This is a genomic window from Cylindrospermum sp. FACHB-282 (assembly GCF_014697195.1).
Lineage (GTDB): Bacteria > Cyanobacteriota > Cyanobacteriia > Cyanobacteriales > Nostocaceae > Cylindrospermum.
In genome coordinates this window covers 1-20,479 of record NZ_JACJRJ010000006.1, presented here as the reverse complement: position 1 = coordinate 20,479, position 20,479 = coordinate 1, and the positions used below count along the sequence as shown (strand labels likewise).

The 20,479-nt window shown below is 43.3% G+C and carries 20 protein-coding genes and 1 CRISPR repeat array; of the genes, 13 read left to right on the top strand and 7 right to left on the bottom strand.

The features are described from left to right. Nucleotides 1-75 precede the first annotated feature (75 nt). The gene (locus tag H6G32_RS04580; protein ID WP_190455438.1) at nt 76-258 is read left to right on the top strand and encodes a type II toxin-antitoxin system HicB family antitoxin; all 183 of its coding nucleotides are present in this window, start codon (nt 76-78) and stop codon (nt 256-258) included. Between the two features lies 1 nt (nt 259). Here the strand turns inward: H6G32_RS04580 and H6G32_RS04575 are convergent, their stop codons facing one another. The 4 genes from H6G32_RS04575 to H6G32_RS04560 form a co-directional block, all read right to left on the bottom strand. Next, nucleotides 260-703, bottom strand: a complete 444-nt coding sequence (locus tag H6G32_RS04575) for a type II toxin-antitoxin system VapC family toxin (protein ID WP_190455436.1) — start codon at nt 701-703, stop codon at nt 260-262. Nucleotides 704-705: 2 nt separating this feature from the next. Further along, nucleotides 706-963, bottom strand: a complete 258-nt coding sequence (locus H6G32_RS04570; RefSeq protein WP_190455433.1) for a DUF2281 domain-containing protein — start codon at nt 961-963, stop codon at nt 706-708. A gap of 194 nt (nt 964-1,157) precedes the next feature. After that, nucleotides 1,158-2,111 (bottom strand): heme o synthase, encoded by a 954-nt coding sequence (locus H6G32_RS04565; RefSeq protein ID WP_190455430.1) that lies wholly within the window; start codon nt 2,109-2,111, stop codon nt 1,158-1,160. Nucleotides 2,112-2,463: 352 nt separating this feature from the next. Continuing rightward, nucleotides 2,464-3,447 (bottom strand): COX15/CtaA family protein, encoded by a 984-nt coding sequence (locus tag H6G32_RS04560; RefSeq protein WP_190455426.1) that lies wholly within the window; start codon nt 3,445-3,447, stop codon nt 2,464-2,466. Between the two features lie 403 nt (nt 3,448-3,850). On the opposite strand from H6G32_RS04560, the gene H6G32_RS04555 reads away from it, so the two are divergent. The 4 genes from H6G32_RS04555 to H6G32_RS04540 all read left to right on the top strand — a co-directional run bounded on the left by H6G32_RS04555 (nt 3,851) and on the right by H6G32_RS04540 (nt 8,407). Beyond that, complete coding sequence (locus H6G32_RS04555; protein WP_190455423.1) at nt 3,851-4,933, top strand: cytochrome c oxidase subunit II; 1,083 nt, start codon at nt 3,851-3,853, stop codon at nt 4,931-4,933. A gap of 64 nt (nt 4,934-4,997) precedes the next feature. After that, on the top strand, nt 4,998-6,734 hold the full coding sequence (gene ctaD / locus H6G32_RS04550; RefSeq protein WP_190455421.1) for a cytochrome c oxidase subunit I: 1,737 nt from the start codon (nt 4,998-5,000) through the stop codon (nt 6,732-6,734). A 142-nt stretch (nt 6,735-6,876) separates the two neighbouring features. Continuing rightward, nucleotides 6,877-7,503: a cytochrome c oxidase subunit 3 gene (locus H6G32_RS04545; RefSeq protein ID WP_190455418.1), complete on the top strand. Its 627-nt coding sequence runs from the start codon at nt 6,877-6,879 to the stop codon at nt 7,501-7,503. Nucleotides 7,504-7,660: 157 nt separating this feature from the next. Further along, nucleotides 7,661-8,407, top strand: a complete 747-nt coding sequence (locus tag H6G32_RS04540; RefSeq protein ID WP_190455416.1) for a Uma2 family endonuclease — start codon at nt 7,661-7,663, stop codon at nt 8,405-8,407. A 28-nt stretch (nt 8,408-8,435) separates the two neighbouring features. On the opposite strand, the gene H6G32_RS04535 is transcribed toward H6G32_RS04540, so the two are convergent. The 3 genes from H6G32_RS04535 to H6G32_RS04525 all read right to left on the bottom strand — a co-directional run bounded on the left by H6G32_RS04535 (nt 8,436) and on the right by H6G32_RS04525 (nt 10,333). Then, nucleotides 8,436-9,494, bottom strand: a complete 1,059-nt coding sequence (locus tag H6G32_RS04535; protein WP_190455413.1) for a WD40 repeat domain-containing protein — start codon at nt 9,492-9,494, stop codon at nt 8,436-8,438. Between the two features lie 46 nt (nt 9,495-9,540). After that, on the bottom strand, nt 9,541-9,837 hold the full coding sequence (locus H6G32_RS04530; protein WP_190455410.1) for a hypothetical protein: 297 nt from the start codon (nt 9,835-9,837) through the stop codon (nt 9,541-9,543). A gap of 325 nt (nt 9,838-10,162) precedes the next feature. Next, nucleotides 10,163-10,333 carry a chlorophyll a/b-binding protein gene (locus H6G32_RS04525; RefSeq protein ID WP_190455407.1) on the bottom strand — a complete coding sequence of 57 codons (171 nt, stop codon included), beginning with the start codon at nt 10,331-10,333 and terminating at the stop codon, nt 10,163-10,165. Between the two features lie 320 nt (nt 10,334-10,653). Here H6G32_RS04525 and ald point away from each other — a divergent pair, with 320 nt between their 5' ends. From ald to H6G32_RS04485, 8 genes are all read left to right on the top strand, one after another. Then, a complete protein-coding gene (gene ald, locus H6G32_RS04520) occupies nt 10,654-11,745 on the top strand; it encodes an alanine dehydrogenase (protein WP_190455405.1) in 1,092 nt (363 codons plus the stop codon). A 184-nt stretch (nt 11,746-11,929) separates the two neighbouring features. Beyond that, nucleotides 11,930-12,070, top strand: coding sequence for a hypothetical protein (locus H6G32_RS04515; RefSeq protein WP_190455402.1), 141 nt, complete (start codon nt 11,930-11,932; stop codon nt 12,068-12,070). 62 nt (nt 12,071-12,132) lie between these two features. Next, a CRISPR array of direct repeats spans nt 12,133-13,761; the repeat unit is 37 nt; unit sequence CTTGCAAAACATCAAAATCCCTATTAGGGATTGAAAC. 154 nt (nt 13,762-13,915) lie between these two features. After that, on the top strand, nt 13,916-14,359 hold the full coding sequence (locus tag H6G32_RS04510) for a hypothetical protein (RefSeq protein ID WP_190455399.1): 444 nt from the start codon (nt 13,916-13,918) through the stop codon (nt 14,357-14,359). A gap of 521 nt (nt 14,360-14,880) precedes the next feature. Next, complete coding sequence (locus tag H6G32_RS04505) at nt 14,881-16,326, top strand: cytochrome ubiquinol oxidase subunit I (RefSeq protein WP_190455396.1); 1,446 nt, start codon at nt 14,881-14,883, stop codon at nt 16,324-16,326. Nucleotides 16,327-16,617: 291 nt separating this feature from the next. Beyond that, the gene (locus H6G32_RS04500; protein ID WP_190455394.1) at nt 16,618-17,631 is read left to right on the top strand and encodes a cytochrome d ubiquinol oxidase subunit II; all 1,014 of its coding nucleotides are present in this window, start codon (nt 16,618-16,620) and stop codon (nt 17,629-17,631) included. 202 nt (nt 17,632-17,833) lie between these two features. After that, entirely contained in the window at nt 17,834-18,853 is a 1,020-nt protein-coding gene (locus H6G32_RS04495; protein ID WP_190455391.1) for an ABC transporter ATP-binding protein, read from the top strand. Nucleotides 18,854-19,057: 204 nt separating this feature from the next. Continuing rightward, a complete protein-coding gene (locus tag H6G32_RS04490) occupies nt 19,058-19,945 on the top strand; it encodes an ABC transporter permease (protein ID WP_190455810.1) in 888 nt (295 codons plus the stop codon). 8 nt (nt 19,946-19,953) lie between these two features. Next, a complete protein-coding gene (locus H6G32_RS04485) occupies nt 19,954-20,343 on the top strand; it encodes a hypothetical protein (RefSeq protein WP_190455388.1) in 390 nt (129 codons plus the stop codon). The last annotated feature ends 136 nt before the right edge of the window (nt 20,344-20,479 follow it).

The following is a 20,479-nucleotide window of genomic DNA, read 5'->3' as shown; positions in this document are numbered from 1 at the left end:
CGATTTTTTTCAAAATATGGTAATGCCGTTGCAATTTCCATTTTACAATAATTTCATAGCCAAAAAATATTAGCTATGACTGAAATTGTATTTCTCATTGAAGACGATCCCGATGGTGGTTATACAGCAAAAGCATTAGGTGAATCAATTTTTACTCAGGCTGATGATATCGAAACACTGCGAGAAATGGTTCGTGATGCTGTTCAATGCCATTTTCCTGATAAACAAAAATATCCTAAAGTGGTGATGTTAATTTAAGTTATGCCCAATTTTCTAACGGAAATTCTTTTACCTGGCGCATTCGTTCAAAATCGCTATCACAAGAAACAATTATAAGTGAATGACGTATTGCGGTTGCAGCTATCCATAAGTCATTCTCACTAATACCAATATCTGTTAATTTAGTAGTTTTACGTTTACGCTTTTCCTTGGGGCCTAATTGCCTGATAATTTCTGATTTTAAATCTCCGTAAATTTCAGCAGTTTGATGATCAATTGCGTAAATATCAATCCGTTCTAAAAATGCCTGAATTTTAATGATATTAGCTATTTTTTGTTGGGAATTTTGCGCCATGAATCTCAATTCACCTACAACTATAGCACTCGTGGCTATGCTCACTTCACTTCTTTCTCGGAAGTTATTGACAACTTTTGCTTCACCTTCAATCAAGAAAGAACAATGATTAGTATCAAGCAAGTACATATTTATGGTTGCAGAGGCATACGGCTATCATGGACAAGTTGAAGGCATTCTCTAATATCATCTCCTGACCAAGAGCCTGCAAATTCTAGCAAATCCTTGGCTTTTGAACCCTTTAGTTTATCTGCACTCAAATTTGGTGCGGCTGGCGAATTTCTTTGGAGGTGACTAGCTTTAATGAAGCGAATAAAATCTAGTGCTTCAGTTAATAACTCTGGCGGTAAAGACTCTATTTCTTTAACTAATAATTCTTTATTTGTCATCTGGCAATAACCTTAAATATTTTTTCTATCAAGGCGAAAAGTAATTCTAATTATCTAATATCTCAACTACAAAACGATTTTCTTACATTTTAACAACTCAGCGCTCCTGGAGTGTTAAAAAGAAGCGATGGCACGGAGTGCCCGCCGGAAGCGATCGCACTATCCTCAGATAAAGCGATCGCAAATCCTTCCCTCTAGCTGATAAAATGCAGCTGATTAATCGCCGCAGTGATCAAACTATGGGTAATCGGCAAACTATCCACCACCATCCCTAGACACAACAGCATCATGTAGGAGATGGAATAAAGGAACAACTCTCTCGCTACAGTGCGATCCTCCGGGTTCTGCAACAACCGCCAAGACTTGTGAATAAAGAATCCACCCAAACTCAAGGCGATCGCCGCGTACAAGATTCCACTCGCCCCCAAAGGATAAAACAGCAGCACTGTGGCAGCTACTGTAATTAGGGTGTAATACCAAATTTGCCGCACCGTGGCCTTATCCCCTGCTACCACTGGCAGCATGGGGATACCAACTTTAGCGTATTCATCCCGAATCATCAAAGCCAGCGCCCAGAAATGGGGAGGAGTCCACAAAAAGACGATCGCAAAAATTAGCCATGCAGCCCAGCTTAAAGTATCAGTGACAGCAGCCCAACCGACTAATGCCGGGATTGCTCCTGCTGCGCCACCAATGACGATATTTTGAACGCTGTGGCGTTTTAGCCAGTGGGTATAGACCAATATATAAAAAACGATGCCAGAGAAGGCTAACAGCGCCGCTAGGAGATTAGCAAATACTGTTAGTAATGTGAAGGAACCCACTGCCAGTGCGATCGCAAAAATCAAAGCATCACGGGGCTGTACCCTACCCGAAGGCATCGGACGATGGCGCGTCCGCTCCATTTCATAATCTATATCCCGATCATAGATACAGTTAATCGTCTGGGCGCTAGCAGCCGCCATTGTGCCACCAATCAGTGTAACTAGCAACAGCAATGGGTCTACTTCACCCTTAGCAGCGATCCACATACTCCCAGCGGTGGTAATTAAAAGCAACGGAATAATCCGTGGCTTTGTTAGCTGGTAGTAGCTTTGAATCACTTGCAGAAAAGTTTCGTGGTGGCGAGAGACATTAGTCTCAATCATCTTGGCTCTAGTTCCTTATTTTTCAACAACTTATTCGCAACCCCTGCTCAGTCTCCCTTCTCTGAAATCGCCGACAACAACCCGCGCGGTTGCAACTTCCATGAAAGAGTGCTACTCAGAACTTTGTTTGTAGAGTCAGTTCATTACTCGTTACTCATTACTCAGCACTGTTTTGGGTGCAGGCGCGGATCATTGTTTTGTATCGTTCCACCACTTCTAGGTGCTAGGGGTTGATGCTAGATGTGATGTCAAGTTAGTTTCATCGCTAATTACTAAATGGCTAACGGCTAATTGCCATTAGCCATCAGTAAAAATGGCATTAGCAATATTGGGCAAACCAACTTGATTCGTGTTATTGATTTGATCCATTGGCTGGTGAGTTTGTCCCAGTGACTGTGAAACCAACGGGGTAAGAGCCGATTTCCCGGCTAGCAGCCCAATCCCGCAGTGCCAGAACCGTGAAAACCACCAAAGTACCCAGCAAAGAAGCTCCTACGGCTTGGTGAGAAACGGTGAGTGGCTCAACTTGCAGATGTAATCGGAAAGTAGCAACTCCCAACACAAGTTGTAAAATCAACAGTCCACCAGCCATATTTGCCAGTCGCCGCAAAGCTGGATGCAGTGCTGGTGTCCACCAGGAAATCAAGACTATTGCCAAAGTGGCTACCGTTGGCGGCACCAAGCCAATAATATGGCCATACATGACTCCACACAGTTGAGAATCACCAAAGCATTGGTGCAGCGCCCAGCGAGAACCGACTACAGCACCTAGTAAACTTTGTAGATAAACCAAAACAGTGGCAATTAAACCCACCCAAGGCAACTTACCAACAGTTCCCGTTCCCTGATAAGGGGTGAGTGCCGTGCCGACGATGAGGAGGGTAGAGAAAAACAATAGCGCCGTTCCCAAATGGGCGGTAACGATATCAAACCGCAACAGTTCGGTGACGGTGAGTCCCCCCAAGATACCTTGGAAGACGATTAAAAACAGGGCAAAAGTAGATGCCCAAGGCAGCCAGTTAGGTAAGGCACGACGATGCCACCAGGACAAACCGCAAAGCGCGATCGCGCTCAAGCCAATCAAAGCTGCATCGAGTCTGTGAAACCACTCCAAGAACACCTGGAGATTCATTTGTTTAGCTGGCAGCAGTTCCCCGTAGCACAAAGGCCAGTCTGGGCAAGCAAGTCCAGCATTCATCACGCGGGTGGCACTGCCTATTGCCATCAAAATCAAGGTGGCTATGCAAATTTTCCACACCAAGCGACGAATCAATTCCTTGGGCTTTTGCTGCACAAGTGCCGCTTCATTTTGTTGTTTTAGGACAATTTCGTTCATTAACGATACCTTCTGCCCGCTCTTGATTTAGCTCTCAAAATTCTCTATTTGTTAGTACAGACCTATCTCCACCCTAGCGTATAGGCCAGAATTTATAGATTGGCTTGCACTTATACTTTGAATCACTCTAGCTACTTTTAGCCGGAAGCTTTAGGTATTTTTTAAGATGTGAATACTTGATTTATGGCAATTAATTTAATCTTTCTAAAGTTTTCCTTAAATTTTCCCGCTTTTTGACATTTACTCTGGGAAATCTCCTATAAATCCCTTTTACTCAATATTAGTAACATAGTCAAAAAAATTAATAAAAATTTCAGACCATTAGACCCCATATCCCACAGCCTAGACTACCGTAGTAAGTGAGCAGTTTTGAAATAACGTAGTAAATTCATTTAAGTAAGTAGTGAAAATTCCAAGTTCGATCTGGACATTACTGATTGGCATTGTGCTCACCCTAGCCAGCCTTTGGTACGGTCAAAATCACGGTCTGCTGCCTACAGCCGCCACAGATGAAGCCACATTGGTAGATGGTCTGTTCAACACGATGATGATCGTCTCTACAGGTATTTTTCTGCTTGTAGAAGGTGTTTTAATTTACTGTGCATTTAGATATCGTCAGCGTCCTGGTGACAATGAAGACGGGCCACCAATTGAGGGTAATGTGCCTCTAGAAATACTCTGGACGGCGATCCCAGCAATTATCGTTCTCGGTATTTCTGTTTATAGCTTTGAAGTCTACAACGACATCGGCGGCTTCGATCCCCATAGCATTCATGAAGCCCCAATGACTCAGGAATCGATGACTATGCCTGGGACAGCCATCGCAGCAACTTTAAGCGATACACCGCCTAGCACAGAACCCAACTTAAATCAAGAAAAATCTGACGAGGCAATGCAAGACCCTGCTACCGCAGCAGTCCGCAATAGTGACCAAATTCCCCAACTGCGGAATGCCCCTGGTGTAGGTAGCGTGGCTCCCACCCTAGGAGCAAGTCCCGAAAATAAAGGTAAAGCACCCCAAATGGTGATCAACGTCACCGGTCTCCAGTACGCCTGGATTTTCACTTATCCAGAAACTGGCGTGACTACAGGTGAAATGCACATTCCCGTCGGGCGGGAAGTGCGCCTGAATATGACAGCTAACGATGTCATTCATGCCTTCTGGGTACCAGAGTTCCGCCTAAAACAGGATGTTATCCCCGGTAGACAGAGCGAGATTCGCTTTACCCCCAGAATTGCAGGTGCTTATTCCCTCATTTGTGCTGAACTTTGCGGCCCCTACCACGGTGCGATGAATACACAAGTGGTGGTGGAAACACAAGAAGCTTATGACCAATGGATGCAAGAGCAGCTAGTTGCTAGCCGTGAAACTCTGAATCAAGCCGTTGCGGTTAATCCTGCGGGTTTATCCCCAGATGAATTTCTTGCTCCTTACACTAAGGAAATGGGAATTCATCCAAAAATGCTTCATCAAGTCCACCATTAATCAATGCTGATTTAGTCAACTGCTGACTAATGACCCATGACTAATGACCCATGACTAATTGACAATGACACAAGCTACATTGCAAGAAACTGCTAATATCCCCCCCCTAAATGAAGAATCAGGGGAAAGACACTGGCGAGACTTTTTTGGCTTCAGCACCGACCATAAGGTAATTGGGATTCAATACCTAGTCACTTCGTTTATTTTCTACTGCATCGGCGGCGTCATGGCTGACTTGGTGCGGACAGAATTACGCACGCCAGAAGTAGATTTTGTCACGCCAGAAGTCTATAACAGCCTGTTCACACTGCACGCCACAATCATGATTTTCTTGTGGATTGTGCCAGCCGGCGCCGGATTTGCCAACTATCTGATTCCCCTGATGATTGGGGCTAGGGATATGGCATTCCCCCGGCTGAATGCTGTGGCCTTTTGGATGATTCCCCCGGCTGGTATTTTGCTCATCGCCAGTTTGGTATTGGGTGATGCACCGGATGCAGGTTGGACTTCTTACCCTCCCCTCAGCTTGGTAACAGGTCAAGTGGGTGAGGAAATTTGGATTATGAGTGTCCTGCTGCTGGGTACGTCATCGATTTTAGGATCGATTAATTTTGTCGTTACCTTGCTGAAGATGCGTGTCCCCAGTATGGGAATCCATCAAATGCCCTTGTTTTGTTGGGCAATGTTTGCCACTTCGGCCCTGGTGCTGATATCGACGCCAGTGCTTGCAGGGGCGCTAATTCTGCTTTCTTTTGATTTGTTAGCAGGGACAACATTTTTTAACCCGACTGGCGGTGGTGACCCGGTAGTTTACCAGCATATGTTCTGGTTTTACTCCCACCCAGCGGTTTACATCATGATTTTGCCTTTCTTTGGGGCAATTTCTGAGATTATCCCCGTTCATTCGCGCAAGCCGATTTTCGGCTATAAAGCGATCGCCTATTCTAGTCTAGCTATCAGCTTTTTGGGGCTAATAGTTTGGGCACACCACATGTTTACCAGCGGTATTCCTGGTTGGTTGCGGATGTTCTTTATGATCACCACGATGATCATTGCCGTACCCACGGGAATTAAAATATTCAGCTGGTTGGCAACTATGTGGGGCGGCAAAATTCGCCTCAACAGCGCCATGATTTTCGCCATTAGCTTTGTGGGTACTTTTGTGATTGGTGGTATTAGCGGCGTCATGTTGGCGGCTGTACCCTTTGATATTCACGTCCACGATACCTATTTTGTCGTTGCTCACTTGCACTACGTCCTCTTTGGCGGTAGCGTTTTGGGGATTTTTGCGGCAATCTACCACTGGTTCCCGAAAATGACGGGACGGATGATCAATGAATTTTGGGGTAAGGTTCACGCTATCTTGACTGTTGTCGGTCTAAACATGACCTTCTTACCCATGCACAAGCTGGGTCTGATGGGCATGAATCGCCGGATTGCTCAATATGATCCCAAATTTACCTCACTGAATGAAATCTGCACCTATGGGTCTTATATACTAGCGATTTCAACATTACCCTTTATTATCAATGCGATTTGGAGTTGGTTGTACGGGCCGAAAGCTGGTAATAATCCCTGGAATGCCCTCACTTTAGAGTGGATGACTACCTCACCACCAGCAATTGAGAATTTTGACAAACTCCCAGTATTAACGACTGGGCCATACGACTATGGCTTGTCTAAGGCTAAAGAAGGTGTACCCTTAGACGACCCCAATCCAGTTTTATCTGCTGGGCCAAACTCAGTTTTAAGAGCAAACCCTGATCCTGCGGTTGCTGCTAAGTCTGAAGATAGCAAATAGGAGATTGGGGACTGGGGACTCTTTACTGGGCACTGGGGACTGGGTGATCGTTATTAGTTTTCCCAATTACCCATTACCCATTACCCATTACCCATTACCCATTACCCATTACCCATTACCCATTACCCAATAATTAAGATTCATGCAAAGTCAAATAATTGACCCAGCTAAAACTGAACTGAATCATCACCACGCAGCGATAGCGGTAGATACTCATCACGAAGCACATCCTGACCATCGTTTATTTGGGCTAGTTGTCTTCCTGATAGCTGAAGGGATGATTTTTGTAGGGATGTTCGGAGCTTATCTGGCTTTCCGTTCTACTTTACCTGTATGGCCTCCAGTAGGCACACCAGATTTAGAATTATTACTACCCGGAGTCAACACGGTCAACTTGATTGCTAGCAGTTTTGTGATGCACAATGCTGATGTTGCTATCAAAAAGAATGATGCGCGGGGAATGCGGATTTGGTTGGCAATTACTGCCGCAATGGGCGCTATTTTCTTGGTAGGGCAGGTGTATGAATACACCCATCTGGAATTTGGTCTAACTACTAATTTATTTGCCAGTGCCTTTTATGTGTTGACTGGCTTCCACGGGTTGCACGTGACTATTGGTGTTGTGGCAATTTTGGCGGTGTTGTGGCGATCGCGCGTTCAGGGTCACTACAGTAACGAAAAGCACTTCGGTATCGAAGCTGCCGAAATTTATTGGCACTTTGTGGACGTAATTTGGATTATTTTGTTCGGATTACTGTATCTGCTCTGAGTATTAATTATGAGTTGTTCACTCCACTCGAATAACTTATCCGCCCCCTCTTGGGGGTTTTTTTATTGGTCGTACCTCTTTTCTGCGTGTCAATAACAGGCTTTTAGCTTAGACTTTCAATCTGTAATAGAATTATATATATGTAGAATATAATCTTATGTTTAACTACAATCCTTTAGCTTGCCTACCTTCTTCCGAAGAGTTACCAAGTTCTGATGATACTCCTGTGGATAATGAACTACAAATTTTAATTCCCAATTTATTGTTAGCTGTCTTAGCTACTATCTGGGAAAACCGGGATGATTGGTTTTTTGGCGTTAATATGGGGGTTTATTATACTGTTAATAAACCTGCCATTGTTCCTGATGCTTTTTTGAGTTTGGGTGTAGAACGTTTTGTTGGAGAACAAGGACGTTTAAGTTATGTTTTTTGGGAAGAAGACGGGATTCCCCCAATTTTAACTTTAGAAATCGTTTCCCAAACTTACAATTATGAGTATGAACAAAAGAAGTTAGATTATGCACAGTTAGGTATTTTATATTATGTAATCTATGCACCAACTCGTCTACGGAAGAGACGCCAACGATTAGAAGTTTATCGTTTAGTTAATGGTGAATATGTTTTACTACCAGGTGATCAAATATGGATGCCAGAAATTGGTTTAGGTATTGGTCGGGAACGGGGAAAATATCAAGGCATTACGCGAGAATGGCTCTATTGGTATGATGAAGATGGTAATAGATACCTAACACCAGAAGAAGTAAAATTTCAAAGTCAACAAGAATTAGCAGAAAGTCAACAAGAATTAGCAGAAAGTCAACAAGAATTAGCACGAAGTCAGGCACAATTAGAGGAACTGTTAATTAAGTTGCAACAGAGGGGAATCGACCCTAACACCCTTTAAGTTTTTTAATGCTTCGCCGTATCCCTGCTCAATTACTGCGCCAGATATTAATTTTCCGGTCAAATCCGCCACTGGCTAGATATTGCCCGTCGGGACTAAATGCGATCGCACTCACCCAGTCAGAATGACCGGCAAGTGTAGTTAATAACTCACCTGTAGTTAAATTCCACAATTTAACTCCATCTTTGCCAGCGCTGGCCAGAGTTTGGCCATCGGGGTTAATAGCGATCGCATTTACCCAGTTATTATGTCCGGTGAGGGTGAGGGTTTCTGTACCCTTGTTGACATTCCAAAGTTTAATCGTGCGATCGCGGCTAGCACTAACTAAGGTTTCCCCATTGGGTGTAAAAGCTACAGCCGTAACTATCTGCGAATGAGCCGCAACTCGACGGATTAATTTACCAGTACTCAAGTTCCATAACTTAATTACACCCTTGTGATCACCACTAGCTAAAGTCTGACCATCAGGACTCATGGCCAAGGTATAGATTAAATTATCAAAGCGTACCAAGGTAGCCAGTGGGCGCTGTTGTTGCAAATCCCACAGTCGAATCCCGTCTAAAGCACCACTGACAAGAACTTTACTATTAGGAGATACCGCTAAAGACAATACAGTAGTGGTATGAGCCACAAAAGAACGGCTAAATTCTTTATTTTGCAGATTCCAAAGGTTAATTCTGCTGTCACTACTACAGCTGGCAAGAGTTTTACCATCTGGCGTAATCACGATAGATTCCACTGCTGTTTGGTGTGCTCTGCCGATAGTCCCCAGGTTTCTGCCTGTTTGAGAATTCCACAATTGAATTATGCCTTCATTATCTGCGCCACCACTAACCAAGATTTTGCTATTTGGACTAAAGGTTAGAGATTTAACAGTTCCAGAATGTGCAATGAAGGAGCGAAGCAACCGAGGATTAGTAAAGCTTTTGTTAGCCGTGAAGTCTAGTATAACTTTGTTAGCAGCATGGGCAACATGAATATCAAGCCCTTGCCAGATGGTCACAGGTAGGGCAACAGCTGCCATAAATGCCAGGACAATAACAGGGCGAAAGACAGCATTACCCCCACCTCTTCCCTCACTCTTCACCGCTTTTCCTCACGAATTGAATAGGTAGGCATTAAAAATCAACAACTCACGATTGGCGGGGCTTTTTCTTAGAAACTGTCAATATTGGTAAAGCTGAACTAGAGGAGCGAGAAGGCAGGTAATGTTGAACTACAGGCTCTTCTGGCAAAGGGGGACGCTGCTGCATCCGCCACAACTTAAAAGCAAGAGCTATCCCTGCTGTTCCTAAGCCAAAAGCGAATAACGACCAGCTATCATCCAATCCACCAATTAGGGCATCCACCACACCCATAGTCATTAATGCACTAATTAATGGTTCTTTCCGGTAGGCTGACTTCAAAAAACGAGGTAATACAGCGTTCATCACAGCTTAGTTAGTTCCAGTTAAGTTTTTCTATAAATCTACCCAGAGTAACCCACCAGCAATTTGCCATTATCATCAAAGGCAAATCAAGACACACAACATTATAATTTCCTGGAGTAGAAGAGCAAGTGTCGTAATTCACCCCGTTGTCTTTAGTAATGTCCGGCTGAGGATGTCACCGATCATCTTATCTACTTTATAGCCATAAACGGCAAGTTGTGCGAAGTTGTTGGCTTTAAAGCCAAAACCAGCTGGTTGTTCCAGCTGGTTAGAACTCTTCTAATTAATAGCTTACAACTTGTTTTTCAGGTGCTTTCATTTAGCACTACTTCAAACCGAGCCATGTTAGCACGCCTTGATTGGTGGCGTATTCAATTACCACCATTAAGATGAAGCCAATCATAGCAGCTCGACCATTCAAGCGCTCGGCATATTCATTAAAGCCAAACTTGGGTTCTTCTAATTTGGGATTAACGGTTGGTTGTGACTGTGTCATGATCAAAAATTCCTCTCTCTCTTGTCGGCAAACGAAACTTTACATTGGGTTTTGAGCTAATTGCAGTGCTTGAGTGCCAAGGTAGCTTGAGAAATCCAGCAGCCGCTTCCGGGAAGGAGCTTTGCAAATGCTTTGTTTACAATTTTTAATTATTCTTGATCTATTGTAAGAATACTGGGGCATTAGTCAAGAGTAAGAGTGAGCTTCCTCCCCAGAGGTAGTTGAGTTAGGTTGGAACAAAAGTTGCTATCCCTAATGCAGAAGTAGCGGGTTGGAGATTGGCAAGCTAAAGTGAAACAAAAAATAATTAGAGGCTGTAAATGGAAATCGGCGTTCCCAAGGAAACTAAAGATCAAGAGTTTCGGGTAGGGTTGAGTCCTTCTAGCGTGCGGGTGCTGCGGGAAAATGGTCATAACATCTTTGTCCAGACTCAGGCAGGTACTGGTGCTGGATTTACAGATGATGACTACAGCAGCGCTGGGGCGGAAATTGTCTCGACACTAGAAGCAGCTTGGAACCGGGAGCTAGTAGTCAAGGTGAAAGAACCACTGAGAACTGAGTATAAATTTCTGCAAAAAGGACAAATTTTATTTACTTATCTGCATTTAGCAGCTGATCGCAAATTAACCGAGCATTTAATTGATTGTGGCACTTGTGCGATCGCTTATGAAACCGTAGAACAATCAGGACAAAACAGACTCCCCCTGCTCACCCCCATGAGCATCATTGCTGGTCGGTTGGCGGTACAATTTGGGGCGAGGTTCCTAGAACGCCAGCAAGGGGGCAAAGGTGTACTTTTAGGCGGTGTACCTGGTGTTAAAGCAGGCATTGTTGTCATTTTAGGCGGTGGCGTTGTCGGCACAGAAGCGGCTAGAATTGCTGTAGGCATGGGTGCGATCGTGCAAATTTTAGATGTCAACGTTGAGCGCTTATCCTATTTAGAAACTTTATTTGGCTCTAGAGTTGAATTGATTCACAGCAACTCTGCTCATATTGAAGCCGCTGTTAAAGAAGCCGATTTACTCATTGGTGCAGTTTTAATCCCCGGACGCCGAGCACCAATATTAGTATCCCGCGATTTGGTTAAACAAATGCATCCCGGTTCTGTGATTGTGGATGTAGCCGTTGACCAAGGCGGTTGTGTGGAAACCTTACACGCCACATCTCACACTAGCCCAGTATATATTGATGAGGGAGTGGTGCATTATGGCGTTCCCAATATGCCAGGGGCTGTACCTTGGACGGCAACCCAAGCACTGAACAACAGTACATTACCTTATGTTGTGCAGTTGGCGAATTTGGGAATTAAGGCTTTGGATGTTAACCCAGCTTTAGCTAAGGGTTTGAATGTCCAAAATCATCGCTTGGTGCATCCGGCTGTGCAAGAGGTTTTTCCTGATTTGGTGAGTTAACTATATATAATGTAGGGGCAATTGATCAATTGCCCCCAGGGTAAATCAAGGCTTTTACGTCATTTTTGCGTAAGTTTTGGGTATGTGGTTAACTATTCGCTAGTAACTAACTCTTTTTGACGGTGGTAGTGGTCTAAAATCAATCTAGTAGTCTGTTGGTTGCGCGGATGGGTAGGTGTAGAAAATGAGGGGTGAAAAAAAATGGCTGTATCTCTTTCTGTGCAAAGCTTTGAGGGCTATCGGACTGAAAATCGATCCGCGCACCTTATGGGGACTGGGTTTCAGCGTTTTTTATGTTGTGCGATCGCTCTGGAATGTGGTATGATTTACCCATCCGCGCAAATGAACCTTGAAAACCAAATACAATCAGGCTTCCAGACCCCAGCCCTTGCAAAACATCAAAATCCCTATTAGGGATTGAAACGGCACGCCGACGGGTTTGTAAGAAATTCTGAAGTAACTTGCAAAACATCAAAATCCCTATTAGGGATTGAAACACTACACCAAAAGCAACAAGAGAAGTTAGCTAGCTTCTTGCAAAACATCAAAATCCCTATTAGGGATTGAAACAACTGGATGAACAAACTACCTGGTATAGCTTTGATCTCCTTGCAAAACATCAAAATCCCTATTAGGGATTGAAACCAAGCATCTCATGTTGTGGATGCGAAAGATAAAAGTCTTGCAAAACATCAAAATCCCTATTAGGGATTGAAACCTAGCAAATGTTACATGATCAGATAGAAAAAACTTGCAAAACATCAAAATCCCTATTAGGGATTGAAACGTACGACAATACACGTATACATCCAATCAAGGTACAGCCTTGCAAAACATCAAAATCCCTATTAGGGATTGAAACAACAAAGTAAGCTTTTGCTTCCTTGCTAGCGTTGATCCTTGCAAAACATCAAAATCCCTATTAGGGATTGAAACCCTTGGACTCCAAGACTGGCAACTAACTTTTTACTGCTTGCAAAACATCAAAATCCCTATTAGGGATTGAAACTTATCCAATCCTTTCAATTTCAATGCATCTATGCTTGCAAAACATCAAAATCCCTATTAGGGATTGAAACGAACTTCTCCCAGAAATGCCGCCAGAGCTAGAGCACTTGCAAAACATCAAAATCCCTATTAGGGATTGAAACGGATGCGATCGCCCACCAACAAAGCTTCTAATGCTTGCAAAACATCAAAATCCCTATTAGGGATTGAAACTCTGCATTCAGTAAAATAGAAAGTGTAATTTCACTTGCAAAACATCAAAATCCCTATTAGGGATTGAAATAATTCTTCACAAAGCTGGTAGGTGGCTTTCTCTACTTGCAAAACATCAAAATCCCTATTAGGGATTGAAACATCATAGACCCGTCTGTAGGTGTTGGGCACGGCAGTGAAATCTTGCAAAACATCAAAATCCCTATTAGGGATTGAAACATTATAATAGCTAGGTTTTAAAGAAAACTTATGGGGCTTGCAAAACATCAAAATCCCTATTAGGGATTGAAACGGACATTAGCTCGGCATGAGTTTGTGATACACAAACTTGCAAAACATCAAAATCCCTATTAGGGATTGAAACCCAGCCACCTTTGAAGTTATTGTCTCGATCAAACTTGCAAAACATCAAAATCCCTATTAGGGATTGAAACGCTAGCACAACTTCTCTTGCTACTGTTTCTGGTACTACTTGCAAAACATCAAAATCCCTATTAGGGATTGAAACTTTGATTGCCAAAATTGCATTGGGAACATAGAAACTTGCAAAACATCAAAATCCCTATTAGGGATTGAAACATATTTTATAGGCGCAGGTAACTCACCTTTAGCATCTTGCAAAACATCAAAATCCCTATTAGGGATTGAAACAAAATAGAGGTCTTCTAGGCTGTAGTTAGGCGGCCTTGCAAAACACTAAAATCCTTATTAGGCATTGAAACCCTTTAAACTCTATCCAAAGGTGGGTTAATGGATGACTTGCAAAACACTAAAATCCCTACTAGGGATTGAAACTGTAATGTATTAACTGTCCTTGCGTCTCTTTCAACAGCGCACCAGCACAGCGGAACATTGTTAAAATCATCCCTTAAGTTTTTTAACTTTCCTTGTGTCTCTTTCTCATTCGTGATAACTTACTTACGTAATTTATACCTACATAGAGAAAAATATGATGGCAATTGGAAAACGATTGATATCAGGATTTTTGGTACTGGTTGTAAGTAGCTTGATGTTCTTGACATCTCCAGCTATTGCTGCTACCTCATCAGATGTGCTAACGCTTACTCCAGAAAATTTTGAAACTGAAGTAGTGAAATCCGACAAGCCTGTAGTTGTAATTTTGATATCTGACACAACACGTGAAGCCTTAGAAGTTTCCTTAGACAAGGTAAAATCAGAAGCTCAAACCACTTTTGGTGATAAATACAAAATAGTTTTGGGCACCGTTGAAGCTAATCCAGAAACTTACTATCAAACCCCTGTTCCACGAATATATCCGCCTATTTCTACGGCTTCTATTTATGAAAAAGGTACAAAGATAGCAAGCGGATTTTTTATTAATCCAAATGATCCCAGACAAGAATTTGAATCAATAAAAGACTTCAATTATTGATGCCTTAAGCTACAGTAAAGACTTACTCATGAAAGAGTGAAGAAAGCACTAAAGATTTTAACTAACTTAGGACTAAAGCTGCGTGTCACAATAAACATCTATTGTAGGGTGCGTCAGACTCGATAAATCTGGCAAATAAACAGATTTTTGACATCTGACGCACCCTACTAATGTGCAAGTTGCGTAAGTCCTGTAACTTAAAAATCTTTAGTGCTTTTTCTATTATTTAAGCATTCTGCATAATGCTAGGAATTACCAATTGTCAAAAAATGGTAAATATGTTTATTGGTTTTATTCATTACAAGTCCTATAAATTGTGCGTTAGGGAACGCACACTACGTGTAGGATGCGTCTATTTACGCATCGAAAAAGCCTGAAAAGAGGGTAAATTTATACGGTGCGTAAGTCGTAAATGCATATTTAATTTTCACGGCTATGTCGATTAATTCACCCTTTGGTGTATTTCCATCAAAAGCGAAACAGATATCCTAAATAGTACAGCTTGCTAATGGGGAAAATTCGTGGAATTTTTATCCGATTCAGTTGTGCTATCAAGGATGCAATTTGCCCTAACGGCGATATTCCATATACTTTGGCCCGTCTTAACTACAGGGATGGGAATCTATCTCGTTATTATTGAGGCAATTTGGCTCAAAACGCAGAACCCAGATTATTATCTCCATGCCCGTTTTTGGGCTAAATTCTACGTGCTGAATTTTGGAATAGGTGTAGCAACTGGTATCCCAATGGAATTTCAATTTGGCACTAATTGGGCACCATTCTCAGAAGCAGTTGGTAACTTTTTTGGCAGCGTTATTGGCTTTGAGGCTTCTTGGGCATTTATGCTAGAAGCTGCCTTTTTAGGAATTATGTTATTTGGCTGGGAGCGTGTCAATCCCACAATTCACTTTCTCTCAACAATTTTAGTTGCAGTTGGGGCTAACCTCTCAACCCTGTGGATTTTAACAGCTAATTCTTGGATGCAAACCCCCGCAGGAGGGGAATTAGTCAATGGCAAATTTGTTGTCCATGATTACTTTCAGGCAATTTTAAATCCCTTCATGATTAACAGTGTTCTCCACATGTTCTTTGCCACATTGGAAACATCTCTATTTGTGATTGGGGGAATTAGCGCTTGGTATATTCTCCAAAGACGACACCCCGCTTTTTTTGCACAGTCCTTGAAAATAGTTTTAGCAGCTGCGATCGCAGTTGCCCCACTACAAATCTACATCGGACACCTCAGCGGTGAACAAGTTTATCACTATCAACCCACAAAACTCGCCGCAATGGAAGCCCAGTGGGAATCATCACCGGCTGGAAAACCTGCTGACTGGAGTTTGCTAGCCATACCCAACGAAACAGCCGAGAAAAACAACTGGGAAATTACCATCCCTAACGGCTTGGGATACATTCTGGAATTCAAAAAAAATCTTTCTGAACCATTACGCGGTTTAAAAGAGTGGAAACCAGAAGATCGTCCGCGAATGGTAGCTTTAATTTATTATGCCTTCCGCGTCATGATTGCGATCGCATTTTTTCTCGCTGGACTGATGTTGTTAAGCACTCTGCAATGGTTACGGGGTAAACTCTCAGCCGAAAACATTACCCAGCAACGGTTGCTAATGCTGGCTTGGGTATTCGCCGCACCTCTAGGATACATCGCCGTTGAGTCAGGTTGGATAGTCCGGTGTGTAGGACGACAACCTTGGACGCTTTACGGACAAATTCGCACAGTTGATGCTGCTTCTCGTCTCCCTGCAAGTAATGTCTTAGCCTCACTCGCCACCTTTGCTACAGTCTACACCGTGCTATTTATCGCCGTTTTGTACTTTGGTAGCCGCATTATTCGCAGAGGGCCAAATCTCGATTTACCCATACCAGGTATGGAGATTACTAAACCTGCTATCGATACCACTCCAGGGGAATTTGTCCCCGATGAACGTCCTGTAGAAGCGCAGCAGTGAAATTTAATGTCACGAAATTGAAACCAGAGTTACAGCGATTTTCAGGTAAATAGACCACACGGTAGGGGCACAGCACTGCTGTGCCCTTAGGACAGATGTGGTTCAAATAGATAAAAACTGCTGTAAATACAGATAAATACAACATTTTTAATCTGTGATTTTGTCTTCTTTGCAATACATTTTGACCTCTCTCCTAAAAGGAGAAAGGCTTTGAATCTTACTCCCCTTTCCTAATAGGGAAGATGTTGGGGGTGAGGTCGATATTTTTGCCCCAGTCTAACAGGAGTTTCTATGGAGACGCTAAAGTATTTTCTCCCCCAAGTTTGGTTTGTGATTTTAGCCCTCTTCCTTTTCCTTTACGTGATGCTAGATGGGTTTGATTTAGGGGTGGGGATATTATCTATTACTTCCTCTGATGAAAAACGCCGGGGAATTTTGATGACTAGCTTAAGTAATATTTGGGATGCTAATGAAACTTGGCTGGTGCTGATGGCGGGGGGCTTGTTTGGCGCATTTCCCCTGGCTTACGGCACGATTTTAACTGCTTTGTATATCCCAATTTTTCTCATGGTGTTTGGGTTCACCTTTCGGGGTGTGGCTTTTGAGTTTCGCGAACTTTCTAACCGCAAAATCTTTTGGAATTTAGCTTTTGGTATCGGTAGTTTTACGGCTGCACTCGGTCAAGGTTTTGCCTTGGGTGCAGTGCTAGAGGGGATTAGGGTTGATGAGGCGGGACATTTTATCGGTACTACTTGGGACTGGCTGAGTATTCCTGCTGTGCTGGTGGCTTTGACGTTGATTCAGGGATATGTGCTAATTGGTTCAACTTATCTCGTGTGGAAAACCACCGGAGAATTACAACAGACTCACTATAAAACAGCCAAAATTGCGGCTTGGACAACGCTGCTAGGGGCGATTTTCATCACGATTAGCACCCCGATATTTTATGAAAGTGTGCGATCGCGTTTGTTCCAGCAACCCCTAGTTTACATCTTTGCCGTCATTCCTGTGTTGGGAATTTGGTTAATTTGGCAACTCTTAAACAGTCTCAACCGCAAAGAAGAACGCGCACCCTTTGTTTGGACAATTCTTTTGTTTTTACTGACATTCATTGGTTTAGGCTTAATTGTCTTCCCTTACATCATTCCCACCCAAATTACCATTTATCAAGCCGCTGCTGATCCTAGTTCTTTGGTGATTATGCTCATTTTTATCGGTTTTCTCATCCCGGTGATGTTGTTTTATAACCTTTACCAGTACATTGTTTTTCAAGGTAAAGTCACTGGTGGTGAATATGGGGAGTGATTAAAAAATAACAAATAATCAAATCAAGATCCCCGACTTCTTAAAGAAGTCGAGGATCTCTAGGAAAGGGGAAATAGACTGGAGTTTCTGCTTAACCAGCCTTTTATCAAGAAAAGTAAGTTTCAATTCATCACTCCTCACGCACAACTCGTACAATAGAGAAAGATATTGTTGAGATTTGTATAGTTAGGGATAAGCTGTCATGGCGCCCGCCGTTTTAATTCAAAATCTGCAAAAGCGCTACGGCACAGTAGAAGCCGTCAAAGATGTCTCTTTTCAGGTGGAACCTGGGGAAATCTTTGGTTTACTCGGCCCCAATGGCGCGGGTAAAACTACTACTCTGCGTGCCTTGTGTACTCTGACTACGCCGGATGCTGGCAAAATCGAAGTATCCGGAATATCGGTGTTGGATCACCCCAAACTCGCTAGACAAAAGCTGGGTTATGTGGCTCAAGAAGTCGCATTAGATAAGGTGCTGACGGGAAAAGAATTGCTGCAACTGCAAGCGGCACTTTATCACCTCCCTGGTGCAGTAGGGAAACAGCGTATTGAAGCTGTATTAGATTTACTTGGTTTACAAGAATACGCGAATAAAAAAACCGGAACCTACTCTGGCGGTTTACGCAAGCGCCTAGACTTGGCTGCTGGGTTACTCCATGGGCCTGATGTGCTGGTATTGGATGAGCCTACGGTGGGGCTTGACATTGAAAGCCGCTTTGTGGTATGGAACTTTCTCCGCAAGTTAAGGGCATCGGGGACTACGGTATTAATTACCAGCCATTATTTAGAAGAAATTGACGCTTTAGCCGATCGCGTGGCAATTATCGATCGCGGCCTTGTAATTGCCTCAGGTACACCTTCCCAGTTAAAAGATCAAGTGGGAGGCGATCGCATAACTTTGCGAATCCGCGAGTTTTCCCCCATCGAAGAAGCCGAGAAAGCCACCAACCTGCTGCAAGCTTTGCCCTTTGTCCAAGAAGTGATCATCAACAGCGCTCAAGGTAATTCACTCAATTTGGTTGTTAAACCCCAAAATGATGCTCTGATTACCATCCAGCAAACTCTCACTGCTTCTAGCTTACCCATCTTTGGCATTGCTCAATCTCGCCCCAGCCTAGATGATGTCTACCTCGCCGCCACGGGGCGCACCTTAATGGATGCAGAATTAGCAGCAGTCGCCACCCGCGATCCCAAAGCCGAGAAAAAACAAAATATGCGGTAGGGATTGGGTAATGGGTAATGGGTAATGGGTAATGGCTAATGGGTAATGGCTAATGGGTAATGGCTAATGGGTAATGGGTAATAGTTTTTTCAATGACCAATGACCAATGACTAATGACCAATGACCAATGACCAATGACCAATGACCAATGACCAATGACCAATGACCAATGACCAATGACCAATGACTAATGACAAAATTGCTATGAGTGTAACTCCTAAAACTGATATGAATTGGCAGCATATAGCAGCACCTGTTGCAGTTGCTGATACCACCTCCAACTTTTTTGGTGAATTGGTACAAGAGACCCTGGCTTTAACTCGTCGCTTATTTATTCAATTACAACGCCGTCCCTCTAGCTTAGTTGCGGGAATTATTCAGCCGGTGATGTGGTTGGTACTGTTCGGCGCACTATTCCAAAATGCACCCAAAGGCTTATTTGGTAGTACGTCAAATTATGGTCAATTTTTGAGTGCGGGGATAATTGTTTTTACAGCCTTTGCTGGGGCGCTAAATGCTGGTTTACCAGTGATGTTTGACAGGGAATTTGGCTTTTTAAATCGGTTGCTGGTAGCGCCCCTAGCTTCTCGCTTCTCGATAGTCTTTGCTTCGGCAATTTTTATTATCAGCCAAAGTTTGCTGCAAGCTGCGGTAATTGTAGCAGCAGCAGCGTTTTTGGGCGCTGGCTTACCGGATGCAGTGGGTTTAAGTGCGATCGCATTAATTGTCTTCCTCCTCGCTTTGGGAGTGACAGCCATCTCCCTCGGTTTAGCTTTTGCCCTACCTGGACACATTGAACTAATTGCCGTAATTTTTGTTACCAATCTGCCACTGTTGTTTGCCAGTACGGCTTTAGCACCTTTATCCTTCATGCCTCACTGGTTGCAGGTTGTAGCCACCCTCAATCCTCTCAGCTACGCCATTGAACCAATTCGCTATCTCTATTTACATAGTGAGTGGGGATTGGCTAGTGTGGTGATGCAGGCCCCTTGGGGTGAAGTTACCTTTGGGGGAGCGCTGCTGGTGTTAGTGGGCTTTGCGGCGATCGCCTTGCTGAGTATTCAACCCCAACTACGACGGACTCTTGCTTAAGATAAAAGATGAAAAAACCATTTTTACCAATTACCAGACTTTTTCTGGCTACCTTAGCCGGAATTAGCTTTGCTTCCTTGCTTGTGGCTCAACCTAGCTTGGCTCAACTAAACTCGGTGGATACCAACACCAGTAGTGATCCTCTAGGGAATAGCAATCCGTTTGGAAACACTAACTCAGATAATTTCGATATGATGAATTTGATTCATCGGGCAAATTTTGGGCCTATCAACTGGAATGCTGAAGCACAGAATCAACAGTTGGATTCAGCCGCAGATTCGTTTAAAGCTAGACAGCAACAGCTATTTCAAAGTCAACAACAGCCAACCCCAGGTGCAACTTTGACTACACCAGGGGAGACAACACCGCAATCGGTTTCAATTCCTGCAAATAAGTGACCGAAAAAAGCACTGGGCATTCAATCAGGATTTAAGGATAAAAGGATGAGCACTCCTTAATCTTGATCAGGATTTAAGGATAAAAGGATGAGCACTCCTTAATCTTGATCAGGATTTAAGGATAAAAGGATGAGCA